Source organism: Turneriella parva DSM 21527 (assembly GCF_000266885.1).
In the GTDB taxonomy this organism is placed as follows: Bacteria; Spirochaetota; Leptospiria; order Turneriellales; family Turneriellaceae; genus Turneriella; species Turneriella parva.
Genome location: NC_018020.1, coordinates 3,867,211 through 3,883,612, shown reverse-complemented (window position 1 = coordinate 3,883,612; position 16,402 = coordinate 3,867,211). Strand labels below are relative to the sequence as shown.

Below are 16,402 nucleotides of genomic sequence, written 5' to 3'. Positions count from 1 at the left end.
GGAGTGAATCGTTTTCTGAATCTGGCATGCATGCGCAAAACTGGGGTCAATCGGTGAACTATCTCTCTGCAGAAAAACTCACCAAGGTTTATGGCGCCAAAACACTATTTCAGGATATTTCATTCGGGCTCGATGCGGGTGAAAAAAAAGCGCTGATTGCGCGCAACGGCGCGGGAAAGTCGACACTGATGCAGATTCTGGTCGGTCGAGAGACACCCGATAAGGGGCGAGTGGTTTTGCGCAACGGTATCAGGCTTTCGTATCTCGATCAATCCGACGAACTAGACCCGAATATGACGATTGCCGAGACCGTCTTTGATGTACGCAAGAGCGTCATGCGTGTGATAGCGCGCTATGACGAGGCGATGCGCACGGGCAAAGGCATCGATGCGGCGATTGCTGAAGTCGAAAGCGCCAATGCATGGGATTACGAACGTAAGATCACCGGTATTTTTACCAGGCTCGGCATTCGCGACACTGCGGCCAGGGTCGGGTCACTTTCTGGCGGTGAGCGCAAGCGGGTGGCGCTCGCGCATGCACTCATCGACGAAGCTGAAATTTTGATACTCGACGAGCCGACGAACCACCTCGACCTGGACATGATCGAGTGGCTTGAGAGCTATCTGCAGCGCGAAAAAATCACACTCTTGCTCGTCACGCACGACCGCTACTTTCTGGAAACCGTCTGCGATGAAATTCTTGAACTCGATAACGGCCAGCTCTACAGCTATAAGGGCAATTACTCTTATTTTCTGGAGAAAAAAGCTGAACGCGAAGAGGCAGAAGCGATCGCGATAGAAAAGGCGCAGAATAAAATGCGCCGTGAACTCGAATGGATTCGCAAGCAGCCGAAGGCGCGCACGACGAAAGCAAAGTACCGCGTCGATGCTTTCGAGGCTGTGAAGGCAGCCGCGACCCAGCAGAAAAAAGAAGAGCTGCAGGCTCTCGTGCTCGAGATGAACCGCGTCGGCGGCAAGATTCTCGAGATTACCGCGCTCAGCAAATCGTTTGGTGGCCGCAAGCTCATACACAACTTCGAATACAAATTCGTACGCGGCGACCGCATCGGCATCATCGGCCGCAACGGCGCCGGCAAATCGACTTTTCTGAACCTCATCACTGGCCTCGAAAAGCCCGATTCAGGCAAGGTGGATATAGGCCTCTCCACAGTCTTTGGCTATTACCGGCAAACTGGCGGCAATTTTCCCGAAGGCATGACCATTCTCGAAGCCGTGCGCAATGTTGCAGAGGCTGTTACGCTGGCGAAGGGAAAAGTTCTCACCGCGGCGCAGTTGCTCGAGCAGTTTCTGTTTCCCCCATCGACGCACAGGCAGCAGGCTGCGACCTTGTCTGGCGGCGAAAAGCGCCGGCTCTATCTGCTGACGATCTTGATGCAGAACCCGAATTTTCTGATTCTCGATGAACCGACAAACGACCTCGACATCGCGACGATCAACGTGCTCGAAGATTACTTGCTGGCCTTTCAGGGTTGTTTACTCATTGTCTCGCACGACCGCTACTTTATGGATAAGCTGACGACTCACCTTTTCGTGCTCGATAACGATTTTCGTCCAGGGGAAGAGGGTGAAGTCAAAGATTTCAACGGGAATTATTCGATGTACCTGGCTGAAAAAGAAGCCTTAGACCGCGAGAAAACGGCTGAGAAAAAAGCGAAAGAGCCGCGCGAGCGCAGCCGCACGGCCAAACCGCCGCAACTCACGTTTGCTGAAACCAAAGAGCGCGATGCCCTCGAAAAAGAAATTCCATTGCTTGAAGCGCGGCTTGCTGAGGCTTCTGCTACGCTGGCCGCTCCGGGCCTTCCATTCGAAAAGACGGCTGAACTCGGTCGGCTAATCGAAGAAATCGGGCGGCAGATTGAGGCCAAAACAGCGCGCTTTCTTGAGCTACTCGAAAAAGCGGGCTAAGCATTTTTCATAAAATTCTTGACAGAAGGTCATATCGGCATTCATACAGGCGTATGAACGCGGCAGTCCTTCAAAAATCAGCCACAGCCACCCGGCGCGTGACGGCAAACCTGCCACATAAGCTGCTCATCGAAGCGCAGCAGATCAGCGGCAAAGGCATTACCGAAACGCTGATTCTCGGCCTTGAAATGCTGCGCCGCCGGCGTGCGTTCGAAACCGGGCGATCACTGAAGGGCAAGCTGACGCTTGATATCGATATCGAGACCAGCCGTGAACGTCGTCGTTGATACCTGCATCTGGGTCGACTATTTTGCCGGCAGAGATGCTGCGTTATGTGAAGCGGTAGACCGGCTGCTCGAACATGGCCTTGTGCTGATGACGCCCGTGATTGCGGCCGAGCTTGTCAGCGGTGCGCGTAAGAACGATCAGAATGTGAGGCTCAAGGCATTCTTGGGTGACCTATCCCTCGCTGACTCATCTCTCAGTCATTGGTTTCGCGTCGGCGATTTGCGCGCGCGATTGCAAACCGAAGGCATCACCGTCTCAACACCCGATGCGCATATTGCGCAGGTCGCACTCGATCAAAAGGCCCGGTTGTTTACACACGACAAGATTTTTGCGAAGATTGCAAAAGCCTGTAATCTTCGCCTTTTCGACGATTTCTGATTCTCATCATTCAATTCGGTGAAGAATGAGAATCAAAGTATCGCCAGTGGTGAGCGCGGCAGTTTTGCGAGTCGCGAGAGTGCGGCATTCGCAGCGTGAAAGCCGCACATGCCGTGCACGCCACCACCCGGTGGTGTCGATGCCGAACAGAGAAAAATTTTGGGGTTCGGCGTCGTGTAGGGGTTGAGTCGCGCGACCGGCCGCGTCACAAATTGCCATAAATCGGCGACCCCCCCCGTAATCGCCCCACCGACATAGTTGGCATTATACGCCTCGAAATCTGCGGTGTGCATTGCATGCCGTTTCAGAATCGTCTTCTTGAAGCCAGGGGCAAAGCGCTCAATCTGGTTTTCAATCGTTTCTGCCAAATCGGCGCGCGAACCGTTCGGCACATGGCAATACGCCCACAGAGTGTGCTTGCCCTTCGGGGCACGCGAACCGTCGAATTCACTCTGTTGAGTTAAAAGCACAAAAGGTTTTTGAGGATCTCTACCCTGCCAGATTTCGGCTTCGCTGGCCGCAATCTCTTCGCATCGACCACCGAGGTGCACGGTCGAAGCTTTCAGACACTCTCTGTTTGTCCAGGGTATCGACTGTGACAGCGCATAGTCGACTTTAAACACACCCGGCCCGTAACGAAACTTATTCAGCCGATTGACGTAACCCTGCGGCAAAACGCCTAAAAAGCCGCTTGCCAGAAGGTTCGGGCTTGTATCGAACAGATATGCCCGCGCTTCGGGCAAATCTTTCGGCCCCGTAATGCGGCGCCCCGTTTCGATAGTGCCGCCGAGTGATCTCAGATACGAAGCGAGTGCATTCGTAATTGCCTGCGAGCCACCTGCGGCAATCGGCCATGGTTTGACGTGGCCGGCGATGAGAAAAATGAGCGCGACTGCGGCTGTGATCGGCTTATCCAGCGGCAGAATTGAATGAGCGGCGCAGCCCGCGATGAGCGCACGTGCTTCATCGGTCTTGAAGCATTTCCAGAGGGCTTCGGCGCTGCGTATGGCTTTTAAGCCAAAGCGCGCCATCAAGAGCGGGTGTCTGGGAAACCCGGTCGGGTGCAGCGCATCGGCAAACAGGGCATCTGCCGCTGCGACAAAAGGTTCGACCAGGTTCTTGTATTTGCGCGCATCGATACCGAGTCGCTCGGCCGTGTCTCTGACACCTGGCAGCAGCAGCGCAACGCCGCCGTTATCGAGCGGGTGTGCAACCGACGCTTCGGGGTAGATGAACTTCAGCCCATGCCTTTCGAGCGGCAGGCTCTTGAAAAAGGGCGAAACGACCCCCATCGGATGCACCGAAGAGCACACGTCGTGCTGGTAGCCCTTGAGCGTCAGTTCGGCTGTGCGTGTGCCGCCCCCAATTTCATCGGCAGCTTCGATCACGTGCACAGAGACGCCCGCTTCAGCAAGGCGTATGGCAGCCGCAAGGCCGTTCGGCCCCGAACCGATGACGACTGCGTCTGCCGTCACGGTTTACCGGTGATCCATGGCTGGCGTTCGCGCAGCGGAGCGGCGTCTATGTGCCCGCTTTCGATATTGCCCGTCGCCAGATCATGAATGCGGTATGCGAGTTTTGCTTCGAACAGCGGTTCTGATTCGATAAAGATACAGCGCACTTCGCCGGGTTCAAAGCCACATTGCGCCTGCACGGCTGCAGCGAGCTTTTCATCATGCAGGTGCCCGTCGCCGAAGTTGTAACCCAATACCTGGCCCGCGACGACTTCGCCTTCAGCATATTCATAGTCATTGAAGTTTGCGACGGCAGAAGGCATGAGCGCCGAAAACGCGCGCCCGTGCAGGTGCATCAGCCTGAAGGCCATCACCTTGCTCAGAATCGCAATCGTATCGGCCTCATTGTAAAAAAGCCGCAGCTGGTCGGGTACCCAGCGTGCACTGGCCGTCAGCTTTTCGAGTTTCTTGTGGCTGCCCTTTTTGAACAGCCAAACACTCGTTGCCCAGTTGCCGGCGTAGTAGCGCATAGAGAGCAAGAACGAAAGTGTGCGCGGCCAGATATTGCCAATCAGCGGCAGCGCTATCAGCATCACGGCGAGAAAAACCGCGAGCGGCAACGGCAAGCTCATGAGTGAGACATCCGCATTGTACCAGAAGAGGTAAAACGCGCCGTAGACAACCATGAAGTTCCATTCGATAGGCACCCCCATCGGCACATTGCTCGTGATATAGACATGCAGGCCAACCATCAGCGCCATGCCGGCAATGTGGCCATAGCTGCCGGTCGGTGAGAGCATCAGAATGATTGGGATACCCAGTTCTACAGCGGTGCCCCAGTGGCCGGCGATGCGGGCAAAGGTGGATGGATTCACGTCATGCGGGTAGTTCTTGTACATGAACCGGCGCATGAAGGCGAATCGCGTAAACGGGCTGTTTGAATTCATTACCCCCACGACGTACGGAAAATGGCGGTTGAGTTTTGAAAAACCGGCCCAAAACCAGAGCGCGAGCTGCACGGCTTTGGCTCCGGCGAGCCAGTTGCTGGCAAACAAAAAACACATCGTGGTTGTCCAGTAATGTTCACCGCGTGCGGCGAGAAAGAGTGTTCGGTCTGCCAGCGCGTTCACCGGTAAAAGCACGGCAATTGCCGCGAACTCATCGAAGCCGGGCTGTGGTGAAATGAGTGCGTAGACGAGCGCGGCAATCAGCGCAGCATAGAGCAGCACGTCTACGATGCCACGCCTGATGCCACCGAGAATCGGCAGGCCAGGGTAGAGCGCCAGCTTCGTCGTGTCAGGTCTCAGAAAATAAAGAAATCCACCTAATGGGGGAAAGTACCTGCCGGTCAGTGGCCCGCTGCCGCAGCCGAGACCGAGCACTTCAAAGAGCATGCTCCACAAGATTGCCTTCTGGAAAGCGATTGGTGTGAAGGCCCATTCGCCGATCTTTGCGAGACCCGATGCACCGGGGCTGAAACTGCAGAAGAAGCTCCACATATAGATGTAGAAAACTATCTTGAAGACATACAGAAAATATGCGCCGATCGGCGTGCCATAACCCTGAACGGCCCAGGCCTTGCAGGCCTGCTCGGCTTTTTCGGCAAACGGTAGGTTTTGCCAGGCAATCGGGTCGTACGGAGGTGCGGTCGGTTTAATGAGGCCCATGAAAAGCTACGTGCACCAGCTGAACTGCAAGGTCGAGCAAAAAAACCGGCAATCTGCCGAACGCTGCCGACGGCAGGCGGCCTTCTTAGGTAATGGCGATGGTATGCGCCATCGCGTGACCGGCATAGCGTTGCTGCAGTTCGGCGATGCGGCGCATGTCGTCGCCTCGTACTGTATGGCGGCAAACCGGCGAGCCGCAGCGGCACTGCAGCGTGAAGTCTGCGCGTGCTTCGCTCGTTGCATAGTCATAGGTGATTTCTTCGCCCTTGGCTATATCGCGCCGGGCCGTCATCGAGTTATCGGGTTCGAACCAGGTATTGGGGTCGCAGCTGTGGTTCATGTAATCGGCATCGTCGCCAGCCTTACCCTCGGGTGTACCGTAGAATTCATCGGGGCCGGTCTGGTAGCTATAGTTATAGAAATTTTTGCGCTGCTCTGGTGCCATCGCATCGATCTCTGCCTGCGAGTAGGCGCGTTCACCGTCATCTTTCTGCCAGATAAACTCACCGGCAGCGATCGGCTCGCGCGCGAACAGCCCACGACCTTCGATGTCGCTGCCGCGAACTTCAATCTTGGGATTGAGCATATTTCACGGATTGAATGCGCTACGCACTCGCATGGCTTGCGGTGAGCGTAGTCGAACCCATGCCGCTGTGCGACAGATTGCCGCCGCTATAGGCTGCCGCATGAAACAAATCATGCGGATTCTCAAGCCCGGCAGAACGCAGTACAAATTCGGGTGCTATACCGAGGTCGATATATTTTTGCTGCAGTGGTGGTGCCAGATATTTGAAATCGCGAACCCGGCCACGGCACGTCGGCGCTCCGCAGGCGCAGTCCATTTCCCAGTGGTCTTCGGCCATCGATGTCGAATAGTCGAATGTAATTTCCACTCCCGCTGAAATTGTGTCGACTGCGACAAGAAAGGCCTTGTTGTTCTCGACCTTCAGGCCGGCATTGGGTTCGCAGCAGTGGTTGACGAAATTGTCTGGTGAGGTTGTGGGGCCGAGAAACAGATCGTCGCTGATCTGCATGTAGTGGCATTTCTCAAAATTGACTTTACCGAGGTATTCGCGCCGGGTATAAATTCTGCCGCGAAATTGCAGAATTTTTTCCCCGGGCCTGAAGGTTTTGCGGGCGAAAACGCCCTTGCCGAAGCGGGTGGGCCTGACTTCTAAAGGAGGCTCCGCGAGGGCGGCTGTTACTGGCATATATTCCTCAACATGAAACAAATGGTGAGCCGCCCTTCATAAACCTATCAAACATACAATCAAAAATTTTGTTTTTGGCTTTCAGTCAGAGAGTGATTTGTGGTAGTTGCCGCGCTTTCTATGCGCACCGATTCGTCAAAACCTGCATGGAAGATCTACCCATGGCGCGATTCGAAAGAGCGTATTCTGGTCGGTGCAGCCGTCGCATTTTCCCGCAAGGGTTTCTACGGTACATCGGTGAGGGAAATTTCACAAGAAGCAGGTCTTGAGCAGCCGAGCATCTACCACCACTTTGGCAGCAAAGAGAATCTGTACTGGGTATGCCTGCGTGCGACGCACCTCTACATGATTCGGCGGCTCAGGTACCGCATCGGCCGCAAGGGTAGTCTGCTCGCTGAAATGCGCGACATGTTTCGCGCAGTTTCGTGGTTTAACCGCGAGTACCCGGAGTTCTTTGCGCTGCTGTTTTCGCTCGTCTATTCGTCGCCGCCCGAAATCGCTGCGCGGTACACTTCGCTCTATGGCGGCGATATCTTTGGCTTTGTCGAAGCGGCGTTCGAGAGAAACCCGCCGGCGACCGGCAGGCTCGAGAAGTATTCTCTTTCAGTGCATACGCTCTACAGCTTTATACTTTCGCACAGCGGCACGCGCCCTGCGAACTTACACGTCTCGTATTACCAGGCGCTGCGCCGGCTGTACGCCGCGCTTTAGGTTGCGCCTTCGCCTGTGTTGTCTGCCGGCATGTCTTCGGCCGTCTCTTCGATGACGTGTTTACATTCCGGATTCTGGCAGGTGAGCGTTATGCCTGTTTTGCGCACCTTTTGGCCCATGATCGAGTCGCATTTGGGGCAGGTGCGTTTCGCAGGGGTCTCAAGCATTGTAAATTCGCAGCCGGTCGTGGCATAGTTTGCGCACCCGAAGAAACCCCGGCCCTTTTTGCCCTTCTTCTTAACAACGCTGCCGCCGCAGACGGGGCAGGTGCCCAGCGGAATACTCTCTGAAAAACGGCAGCCGCCCTGAAAATTGCTGCAGCCGATAAAATAGCCGTTTTTGCCGAGCTTCTGCATCAGCTTGTTGCCGCATTTTGGGCAATCGCGATCGAGCGGAATTCTAACCAAATGCGTCTGGTCGGCTATTTCGTCACCCGCGCGTTCGACGGTAGTGTGAAAATTCGGGTAGAAGTCACCGAGCATATGGCGCCAGTCGTTCTCTCCGGCTGCGATGCTGTCGAGCTTCTCTTCCATATTGGCAGTGAATTTCAGATCGACAATTTCGGGAAAATGCGCCGCCATAATGTCATTCACCACGCGCCCTAGCTTCGTGGGTATTAGCTGGCGGCCTTTGCGTTCGATATATGCGCGCTTGTCGAGTGTGCCTATGGTCGGCACATAGGTTGCGGGCCGGCCAATACCCGATTCTTCCATCGCCTTGATGAGCGAGGCTTCAGTATAACGCGGCGGGGGCTGCGTGAATTTCTGTTGTTTGATGAGGTCGACGAGCTTCAATGCTTCGCCTTCGGCGAATGTGGGAACATAGCCTACCTTCTCTTCGCCGAGCGGGTAGATCGCACGAAAACCGGGGAAAACCTGGCGCGAGCTTGAATAACGGAAAACCAGGGAGTCATCTGAATTGCCCGGCGCCGACTTTGTACCTCCGTGTAATTCAGTCGTCGCCTCAGAGGGCCTCGTGCCCGGCGTCGACTTTGTACCTCCGTGTACTTCAAGAGTAACCAGCTCATCCACGCCCGAAGTCATCTGCGACGCAACGAACCGGCGCCAGATGAGCGCGTAGAGGCGGTACTGGTCGCGGTCGAGGTATTTCTCGACGCTTTCGGGCGTGCGGCTCACGTCGGTCGGCCTGATCGCTTCGTGCGCATCTTGCGTGTTCTCCGCTTTCTTGCTGTACTGTACCGGCGCCTCGGGCAGGTACGCGGCATCGAATGCCTGACCAATATAGGTGCGCGCCTGCTCAAGACCCGTTGCCGAAATGCGCGTCGAGTCGGTACGCATGTAGGTAATTAAACCCTGCGAACCTTCTTTGCCGAGCTCGACCCCTTCATAGAGAGATTGCGCGATCGACATGGTTTTTTGCGCACGAAATCCGAGTCGGGTTGATGCGTCTTGCTGCAGACGGCTCGTGATATACGGTGCGAGGGGCTTGATGCGCCGTTCGGATGTTTTGCGCGAGGCGAGCTTAAACTCAGCTGCTTCGGCGCGCGCTGCCAGCGCGTCTGCATCGGCTTTGTTGGTGACCGCTACCTTTTTGCCATCGACCTGAGCAAGGCGAAACAGAGTCTCTTTGTCTTTGGGCTTGCTGTTCGTCCCTGAAAAATGCGCGTCGAATTCCCAGAACTCTTCGGCGATGAAGCTTTCGATTTCAATCTCGCGGTCGCAGAGAATTTTCAGCGCGGCAGACTGAACGCGGCCCGCAGAAAAACGGCGCGAGCCAAACTTCTTCTGCAGAACCGGTGAGATTTCGTAACCGACCAGGCGATCGAGCACGCGGCGAGCCTGCTGCGAGTCGACGCGCAGCATGTCGATGTCGCGCGGGTGCTCAACGGCTTTCAGCACTGCATCTTTCGTGATTTCATTGAATTCGATGCGGCTAATTTTGGGGTTCACCTCAGAGAGTGCGCGCCCCAGGTGCCAGCTGATCGCTTCGCCCTCGCGGTCGGGGTCGGTTGCCAGTAACACCTGCGAAGAATTTTTTGCCGCCTTACGCAGCTCACCGAGAGTCTTGCCCTTGCCGCGAATGGTTATGTAAAGCGGCTCAAAGTTGTTCTGGATATTGATGCCCATGCTCGACCGGGGCAGGTCGATTAGATGGCCCTTCGACGATTCGACGCGGTATTTGCTGCCGAGAAATTTGCCGATCGATTTGGTCTTTGCGGGAGACTCGACAATCACCAGCGCAGGTTTTGCCGCCTTCGCAGGTTTTTTCTTCTTCACCGGAGTTTTTTTCTCTTCAGACATCTAATCGCTCTCCCAGACTACAAAACGTAGCGAGGCGCCCGATTTGTTTTTTGCGACAAGCCGTCGCATATTAATTATTTTTTCTTCTTTATTGGTAAAAAGTTTCTCGTCGATGAGTCGCGGCGCAGCCGAGGGCAAGGTCAGAAAACGGTACACAATACGCAGCATTTCGATGGGTATGGCTGCTGCCTCACTGGCACTGCCGTGCACTGCCACCAGGCGCAAATGGGCGGCAAATTTCGTTAGTGCCTGCCGCTCAGATTCGAGCCAGAGCGCAAATTTCTCAGGGGGGGAGATCCACCTCAAACGCAACTCTTCGCGTTCGACGTAGCTTGCGCTGAGCAGCGAGCGCAGCTGTTTTTTTAGCCATTTTCTGGCCTCAACAGGCGCCCCCGGCAAAAGTTTCAGCGCTGCGACACAACTACCGGCATTCTGGCCTTGCCGGCGTGCCGCAGCAAAGCGCAGCCCGCAGAATAAGAGGCAGGCGCAGCTGAGAATGAAGGTGGTGATCGCGGGCCACCACACGGCCTCACGCGCCGGCAATTCGGGAAAAACAGCAACAACCTCAGCTTTATGGCTGAGTTCGGCCAGATGGCAAATTGCGCAGGGCTTCGGCGCTTCAAGCATCAGGCGATGCTGTGCTGGCTTAACCTCGCTTTGGTTGAAGCGCAGCAATATCTTGAGGCAATCGTCGGGCATCTGCAGGCAGGCAAAATTCTGCTGCCAGCGCCAGCTGTCGACGCCGGCGAGTTTCATCTGCAGCGCCGCGCGGGCGCGTTCAGAGGCACGGGTATAGAGTGCCTGATCAGGCTGCGTCAGCGAATGCGCAGCATAGGTGAGCGCCAGTGCTGCGAGCATTGCCGCGAGGCAAAGCGCCAGAATTTTTGCGGGAGAATAGAGCGCAGGCCACAGCAGCGTTGAATAGCGCACGCGCCGGGCAGGCATGGGTTAGTCTTCTTTGTCGAGAAAGTCTTCGAGATGGCGCTGCTTGCCATACTTTTGCAGCTTTAGCAGCGTGAGCTTTTCAATCTGCCGTACACGCTCTTTTGAAAGATTGAATTTTTTGCCGGCCTGCGTGAGCGACAGCGTCTTCTTGCCGTTGAGGCCATAGCGGTGCTCGATGATTTCACGCTCGCTCGCCGTTAACTCATTCAAGATCTGGTGCAGCGAATCGTGCAGCGCGCCCTGCATCACCTGGTCTTCGGGCGAAATATATTTGTCGTCGCGAACCTGCGATATCTGAGTGTTTTCAGAGTCGGCGTTGGCCGGCATGTCGAGCGAGACATAGTCTGACGAAATTTGCTTCAGCCACCGCACTTCTGCCTCTGGCATATCGAGCCGGTCGGCAATCTGCGTCAGCGTCGGCTCTTCGCCGAGTTCATTCTCGAGTTCTTTTTGAATCGAGTCGATGCGCGCCACATCGATCGTGCGGTTCATCGGCAGGCGTATCATCGCGGCCTTCTGGTTAATCGCGAGAATAATCGCCTGGCGAATCCACCAGACGGCGTAGCTGATAAAGTGGTACCCCATGTCGGGGTCGAAGCGCTCAGCCGCTTTGATGAGGCCGAGGTTACCTTCATTGATCAGGTCAAGCAGGCTGATGCCGAATTTCTGGTATTTCTTCGCGACCTGCACCACGAAGCGCAGGTTCGCAGTGATAAGACGCTCTTTCGATTTGGCATCGCCTGCAATCGCGCCGCGCGCCAACCGGTCTTCTTCTTCGCGCGTCAGCAGCGGTATTTTATTGATTTCTTCGAGGTACCACTGTATGCTCGATTCGGTGTAGGGGTTCTTGGCCAGGGTCTTGTCGACGACAGGCTCTTCGTTGCGAATCTCAATTTCAGGCCCCATCTCGGCAAGCCGCGTTCGCTTCTTCGTCTTATTTTTCGGAGCCACAGCCACTTGGGCCTGAAACCGTTATTTGCGGGCGGCGTAAAGTGATTCGCCGTTTTGAGCCGCTTTGGCTTTGCGGCAGCCGGCAGATTCGAATTATATGACCTTCAGCGCCGGTATGTCGCGCACAAGACCATCAAAAACCGGCTTGGCGAAATAATACCCCTGAAAATAGCGCAGTCCTTTTTGGCGTAAATGATCGAATTCGGCCCGTGTTTCGATGCCTTCGGCGACCACGCGTATGCCGAGTTCTTCACAGACACGGCAGATCGCATCGACGATAATGCTGCGCACACGGTCTGCGTCGATGTTGCGAATGAGTGCCATGTCGAGTTTTATGACGTCAGGTTGAAATTCCGCCAAAAGATTCAGCCCCGAGTACCCGGCGCCGAAGTCGTCGATAGCTGTCTGAAAGCCCTGCTTTTTGTATTCCGCGAATATTGATTTCAGATGCGCATGGTCGGTGACACGTTCGCCTTCAGTGACCTCAAAGATAATTTTGCTTTGGTCGAATGAGAACTCCTCAGCGGCTTCGAGCGTCGTGCGAATGCAGGTCAGAGGGTTATAGATCGCGCCGGGAATAAAATTGATATTGAGGTAGGTGTCAAGGCCAAGGCGAGAAGCCGCTTCGATTGCCTTCACGCGGCAGCTTTGGTCGAAGCGATAGCGGTTCTCTTCGTTGACCCGTGCGAGCACCGTTGCGGCACCCTCACCGTTCGGGCCGCGCACCAGTGCCTCATGCGAATAGATTGTGCGCGTCTCGGCATCGATCACGGGCTGAAATGCCATCTTGAATTCGAAGTCGAGCCCCGCGCCATTGAGGCATTCGCGGCAGGCCAGTTTCGTGAATGCTTCTTTCATGCTATCGAGGGAAGCAAATCAGAATCTGAATTTCATGCGTCAAGGCGAACTTGGTTTTTTATCCTATCGGGGCTGCGCGGTAGGTCGCGATATTCGAAATTTTAGAGCCCAAGCAAAACGACGAAATTCGGGAAAAGCGGGCCTAAGCCCGTTCATAGAGCGATTTACGCTTCGAAAATCGCGGAACTTTTTCTGAAATTCGTCGTTTTGCGACCTGCCGACTAGCCCCTATCGGGGCTGCGCGGCAGGTCGCCATATTCAAAAAAATGCTGGAAAATCTGAGTCTGCCCCGTCAGATTAACTCATGAAGGCTTTGTGGGTGGTGGTCGGCCTGGTCGCGATTTTGAGCACAGGCTGCGTCAACGGCAAGGGTGCAATCGATAAAGCGGCGGATATAGAAATCCGCGACGCCGGCGTCGCAACAGGTGGCGGCGGCGCAGCGTACGTGGGGCCGGGCGAAGTTTACACAAACCAGCACCTGCCACAAGATTTTTCACTGCCTTTGCCCGTGCTGACCGGCACAACCGACGGCACGATCGACCTGGGCCGCTGCTATATGGACTATGCACCGGGTGCAACGTCGCTCGACGCGCATACGCGTCGCCTCTGCGGTATACAGTTCACGCAGGTGCAGCTCGAACTGCGCGCACTCTTTCTCGATCTGGCTCTGCCCGATATTCGCGCGTTCTGCCGCAACAGGCTTGAGGGCTGCGACCTGGCAGGGCGTGAATTCACCATAACGGTGTCAGAGCCCGTTATGCGCCGGGTGCAGCAACTCTTCGAATTCTATAAGTATACGGGGCTTGAAAATTATTTCGAATACAACGGTTACGCGATTCGCAATGGCGCGAAAATTCCGTTTGTGATCGAAACCTATGAAGAGACCTGCATCGAACCCTATGACTACCGCGCGCGCATTCGCACCCGCGTGATCGGCACCTCGGGTGGGGTCGCTCAGACGCGCGACAATGCCGGTGACGTGATTATCATGTGGAACCGGCAGCGGCATAACCTGCTGCTCGATTTTCGCACCAACGTCGAACTCTTCGGTTTTCAGATTAACCTGCGCAGAACCTATGAATTCTCTTCACGCGAAGCAGGGGTAAGGTATACCTCGTCGGTGAATTATTTCACGGGTGAGAGTGTGCTCGTGCACGGCAACGCCGTCGTGGCAGAACCCTGCACCGGCAATAAGTGCGTCAAGTTTCGCCACATCGCCGCAGAGTACTCGGGTACCGATACCGCGCGCGACGGCCTCGGTGGTAATGAAGCGACAAGCGATGTCTTGCGTTTCAGCGAGGGAGTAATCGACGTGAATGGCGGCCTCGTCGACAGCTATGCGTCATTTGGTGGTGTTTCAAACCGCGAGCGTTTGGCATTCAGCGGCAGCACTGTGACCGATCTGCGCTTCTATGGTTCACCCGGTAACCCACTCGCGCTCGTTTCGGGCGATGCGGCTGGCATCGCAACCAACACGTATCTCAATCAATACGCGACGCCGGCGCGACTCGGCATCACAATGCTCGCAGATGTGGCACTCGCCGCGCACCTCGAGCCGCGCGAACTGCATTGGCTCGCGATCGCCGACCCGAGTCAGGCGCACAATCTTCGTGGCTTTGCCGTTGCCAGCCATTCGCAGAACTTTGTGCTGCGCTGGCAAGATAAGCCGGCGCATGCGGGCAGGTTCGCGTTCAGCGGAGCACAGACATATTCAGCGCCCAAATCGCTTTCACTCTCCGCGCACCCGCTCTTCTGATGGCGGGGCGTGGGTTTTCGCTCGGGTTTCTGTAAACAAGTGTAACTCATTTGTATTTCTCATCGACGCGATGAGTCGTGTTGATCTTTTACCTTAAGCCTATGCAGAATTTGCCCGAAGTTTTTGCCGCGAGCGCGCAGAAGTACCCCGACCAGGGTTTTTATTCAAAAGACTCGCATAAGTTTTTCATGCCGACGAGGTTCAGCGTGCTGTACGAACGCGCTCAGGCTCTCGCAATCCACCTGATTCGCGCGAATGTCAAACCCGGCGACCGGGTCGCGATCTTTGGCGACAACTCTGCCGAATGGCTGGTGACCGACATGGCAATACAGATGGCCGGCGCGATTGTCGTGCCGCGCGGTTCTGATTCAACGCCGCAAGAACTCGAGTTTATTTTGAACCACTGCGAGGCAGAAATCTGTTTCGTCGAGCACCTGCGCCTCTTTAAAAAAATCGGCGGAGTTCTCAAGAAGCGGGGCACAAAAGTCTACATCATGGATCCGCTGTTTCCCGAAAAAACAGCCGCCGACGAGAAGCTGAATGTACTGCCGCGTCTGCTCCATGATCTGCCACTCGCGACTGATGAGGAGCTCAAAGAGCTCGAAGCACTGCGCCAGAAAATTCTGCAGGGCGACCTCTTTACGATTATCTATACCTCGGGCACGACCGGCGAACCGAAGGGTGTCATGCTGTCGCATGCAAACATGCTCTACCAGCTCGAGATTGCCCCAAAAATTCTGCAGATGTCGCCGCGCGACCGCATTCTCTCCATTCTGCCCGTCTGGCACATCTATGAGCGCTTCATGCTCTATTCGGTGATTTTCTCAGGCGCGCATTATTACTATTCAAACAAAAAAGACCTGATGGAAGACTTCATTCGCGCGAAGCCGACGATCATGGCATCTGCCCCTCGCCTGTGGGAGCAGATCTACCAGAAGCTGCGCGAGCGCATCGACAAAACCGAGGCATTCAACCGCGAGCTGTTCGATTTGTCTTATGGCATCAAGCAGCGCCTGCACCGCGCGCAGAATGTTGTTGCGGGGCAGTCGGCTGAAACCGGCGAAAAGAACTTTCTGAGTAACTTATTTGAGAAGGCCGTGTCGGTCTTTTCGCTTGCAGGCCTCAAGGGCCCCGACGTCTACATGGATTCAATTTTTCTCGTGCGTGTTCGAGCGATGCTCGGCGGTGAGCTGCGTGGTACCATCTCAGGCGGCGGAGCGCTGCCGCTGCACATCGATGAATTTTTTAACGCGATTGGCATTCCCGTCTACGAAGGTTATGGCATGACAGAAACCTCGCCGCTCATTTCAATGCGCCAGCCCGGCAAAGTGATTATGGGCACGGTCGGCTTTGTACCCGACCGCACGACGGTTGAAATTCGCGGCGAAGACGGGCGCATCATGCCGCCAGGTGAGCCGGGCGTGATATTCGTCAAAGGCCCCGGCGTCATGCAGGGCTATTACAAGAATGGCGACGCGACGCTTAAGGTTCTACAAAACGGCTGGATGAACACAGGTGACATCGGCGTCTTCACGCGCAGCGGTGCGCTCTCGATTCGCGGCCGCGCAAAAGACACAATCGTGCTGCGCTCCGGTGAAAACCTCGAACCTGTGCCGATGGAAACTCTGCTCGCGCAGCATCCGCTGATTGAACAGGCGGTAGTGGTCGGGCAAGACCAGAAAAATCTCGGCGTGCTCATCTGGCCAGACTATGACCGGCTGCTCGATGCCGGTTATCAGGTGTCGGAGTTCGACCTGAAAAATGACCTCAACACCTATGGCGAGCTCGTGACCATTTTCAGAGAAATCTGCCACGAACTGATCAATGAGCAGAACGGTTTCAAGAGCTATGAACGCATTTCGCACTTGCGCTTCTTGCCAGATAAGCTGCGCGTCGGCGACGAGCTGACGGCGCTCATGAAGATAAAGCGCAACGTCGTGCACGCAAAGTATGCACCGCTCATCGATAGCATGTTTAAGGAATAATCATGGCAACCG

At 55.4% G+C, this 16,402-nt stretch carries 14 protein-coding genes; 6 read left to right on the top strand and 8 right to left on the bottom strand.

The window, feature by feature from the left end:
• Nucleotides 1–26 precede the first annotated feature (26 nt).
• The 3 genes from TURPA_RS18695 to TURPA_RS18685 are packed head-to-tail and all read left to right on the top strand — an operon-like array spanning nucleotide 27 to nucleotide 2,591.
• Nucleotides 27–1,925 (top strand): ABC-F family ATP-binding cassette domain-containing protein, encoded by a 1,899-nt coding sequence (locus TURPA_RS18695; protein ID WP_014804826.1) that lies wholly within the window; start codon nucleotides 27–29, stop codon nucleotides 1,923–1,925.
• A 53-nt stretch (nucleotides 1,926–1,978) separates the two neighbouring features.
• Nucleotides 1,979–2,212 (top strand): hypothetical protein, encoded by a 234-nt coding sequence (locus tag TURPA_RS18690; RefSeq protein WP_014804825.1) that lies wholly within the window; start codon nucleotides 1,979–1,981, stop codon nucleotides 2,210–2,212.
• Nucleotides 2,196–2,591 carry a PIN domain-containing protein gene (locus TURPA_RS18685; RefSeq protein WP_014804824.1) on the top strand — a complete coding sequence of 132 codons (396 nt, stop codon included), beginning with the start codon at nucleotides 2,196–2,198 and terminating at the stop codon, nucleotides 2,589–2,591. The genes TURPA_RS18690 and TURPA_RS18685 overlap by 17 nt, the downstream gene beginning before the upstream one ends.
• Before the next feature lie 32 nt (nucleotides 2,592–2,623).
• On the opposite strand, the gene TURPA_RS18680 is transcribed toward TURPA_RS18685, so the two are convergent.
• From TURPA_RS18680 to TURPA_RS18665, 4 genes are all read right to left on the bottom strand, one after another.
• Entirely contained in the window at nucleotides 2,624–4,066 is a 1,443-nt protein-coding gene (locus TURPA_RS18680; RefSeq protein ID WP_014804823.1) for a phytoene desaturase family protein, read from the bottom strand.
• On the bottom strand, nucleotides 4,063–5,712 hold the full coding sequence (locus TURPA_RS18675) for a DUF3556 domain-containing protein (RefSeq protein WP_014804822.1): 1,650 nt from the start codon (nucleotides 5,710–5,712) through the stop codon (nucleotides 4,063–4,065). The genes TURPA_RS18680 and TURPA_RS18675 overlap by 4 nt, the downstream gene beginning before the upstream one ends.
• An 85-nt stretch (nucleotides 5,713–5,797) precedes the next feature.
• On the bottom strand, nucleotides 5,798–6,298 hold the full coding sequence (locus TURPA_RS22300) for an SET domain-containing protein (protein ID WP_014804821.1): 501 nt from the start codon (nucleotides 6,296–6,298) through the stop codon (nucleotides 5,798–5,800).
• 19 nt (nucleotides 6,299–6,317) lie between these two features.
• On the bottom strand, nucleotides 6,318–6,923 hold the full coding sequence (locus tag TURPA_RS18665) for an SET domain-containing protein (protein WP_014804820.1): 606 nt from the start codon (nucleotides 6,921–6,923) through the stop codon (nucleotides 6,318–6,320).
• Nucleotides 6,924–7,043: 120 nt separating this feature from the next.
• Here TURPA_RS18665 and TURPA_RS18660 point away from each other — a divergent pair, with 120 nt between their 5' ends.
• Complete coding sequence (locus TURPA_RS18660; RefSeq protein WP_014804819.1) at nucleotides 7,044–7,634, top strand: TetR/AcrR family transcriptional regulator; 591 nt, start codon at nucleotides 7,044–7,046, stop codon at nucleotides 7,632–7,634.
• Here the strand turns inward: TURPA_RS18660 and topA are convergent.
• The 4 genes from topA to TURPA_RS18640 form a co-directional block, all read right to left on the bottom strand.
• Nucleotides 7,631–9,895, bottom strand: coding sequence for a type I DNA topoisomerase (gene topA / locus TURPA_RS18655; RefSeq protein WP_014804818.1), 2,265 nt, complete (start codon nucleotides 9,893–9,895; stop codon nucleotides 7,631–7,633). The genes TURPA_RS18660 and topA overlap by 4 nt on opposite strands.
• Nucleotides 9,896–10,840 carry a hypothetical protein gene (locus TURPA_RS18650; RefSeq protein WP_014804817.1) on the bottom strand — a complete coding sequence of 315 codons (945 nt, stop codon included), beginning with the start codon at nucleotides 10,838–10,840 and terminating at the stop codon, nucleotides 9,896–9,898.
• A 3-nt stretch (nucleotides 10,841–10,843) separates the two neighbouring features.
• Entirely contained in the window at nucleotides 10,844–11,797 is a 954-nt protein-coding gene (locus TURPA_RS18645; RefSeq protein ID WP_014804816.1) for a sigma-70 family RNA polymerase sigma factor, read from the bottom strand.
• 87 nt (nucleotides 11,798–11,884) lie between these two features.
• A complete protein-coding gene (locus tag TURPA_RS18640; RefSeq protein ID WP_014804815.1) occupies nucleotides 11,885–12,649 on the bottom strand; it encodes an EAL domain-containing protein in 765 nt (254 codons plus the stop codon).
• 304 nt (nucleotides 12,650–12,953) lie between these two features.
• On the opposite strand from TURPA_RS18640, the gene TURPA_RS18635 reads away from it, so the two are divergent.
• Both TURPA_RS18635 and TURPA_RS18630 read left to right on the top strand, forming a co-directional pair.
• A complete protein-coding gene (locus TURPA_RS18635) occupies nucleotides 12,954–14,405 on the top strand; it encodes a hypothetical protein (protein WP_014804814.1) in 1,452 nt (483 codons plus the stop codon).
• A gap of 101 nt (nucleotides 14,406–14,506) precedes the next feature.
• Nucleotides 14,507–16,390, top strand: a complete 1,884-nt coding sequence (locus tag TURPA_RS18630) for an AMP-dependent synthetase/ligase (protein WP_041948697.1) — start codon at nucleotides 14,507–14,509, stop codon at nucleotides 16,388–16,390.
• Nucleotides 16,391–16,402: the final 12 nt, after the last annotated feature.

What these genes read in the sequence shown, in the direction of transcription:
- TURPA_RS18695 (WP_014804826.1), top strand. Translation starts at nt 27, where the DNA reads ATGCATGCGCAAAACTGGGGTCAATCGGTGAACTATCTCTCTGCAGAA.
- TURPA_RS18660 (WP_014804819.1), top strand. Translation starts at nt 7,044, where the DNA reads ATGCGCACCGATTCGTCAAAACCTGCATGGAAGATCTACCCATGGCGC.
- topA (WP_014804818.1), bottom strand. Translation starts at nt 9,895, where the DNA reads ATGTCTGAAGAGAAAAAAACTCCGGTGAAGAAGAAAAAACCTGCGAAG.
- TURPA_RS22300 (WP_014804821.1), bottom strand. Translation starts at nt 6,298, where the DNA reads ATGCTCAATCCCAAGATTGAAGTTCGCGGCAGCGACATCGAAGGTCGT.
- TURPA_RS18640 (WP_014804815.1), bottom strand. Translation starts at nt 12,649, where the DNA reads ATGAAAGAAGCATTCACGAAACTGGCCTGCCGCGAATGCCTCAATGGC.
- TURPA_RS18675 (WP_014804822.1), bottom strand. Translation starts at nt 5,712, where the DNA reads ATGGGCCTCATTAAACCGACCGCACCTCCGTACGACCCGATTGCCTGG.
- TURPA_RS18630 (WP_041948697.1), top strand. Translation starts at nt 14,507, where the DNA reads ATGCAGAATTTGCCCGAAGTTTTTGCCGCGAGCGCGCAGAAGTACCCC.
- TURPA_RS18635 (WP_014804814.1), top strand. Translation starts at nt 12,954, where the DNA reads ATGAAGGCTTTGTGGGTGGTGGTCGGCCTGGTCGCGATTTTGAGCACA.
- TURPA_RS18690 (WP_014804825.1), top strand. Translation starts at nt 1,979, where the DNA reads ATGAACGCGGCAGTCCTTCAAAAATCAGCCACAGCCACCCGGCGCGTG.
- TURPA_RS18650 (WP_014804817.1), bottom strand. Translation starts at nt 10,840, where the DNA reads ATGCCTGCCCGGCGCGTGCGCTATTCAACGCTGCTGTGGCCTGCGCTC.
- TURPA_RS18665 (WP_014804820.1), bottom strand. Translation starts at nt 6,923, where the DNA reads ATGCCAGTAACAGCCGCCCTCGCGGAGCCTCCTTTAGAAGTCAGGCCC.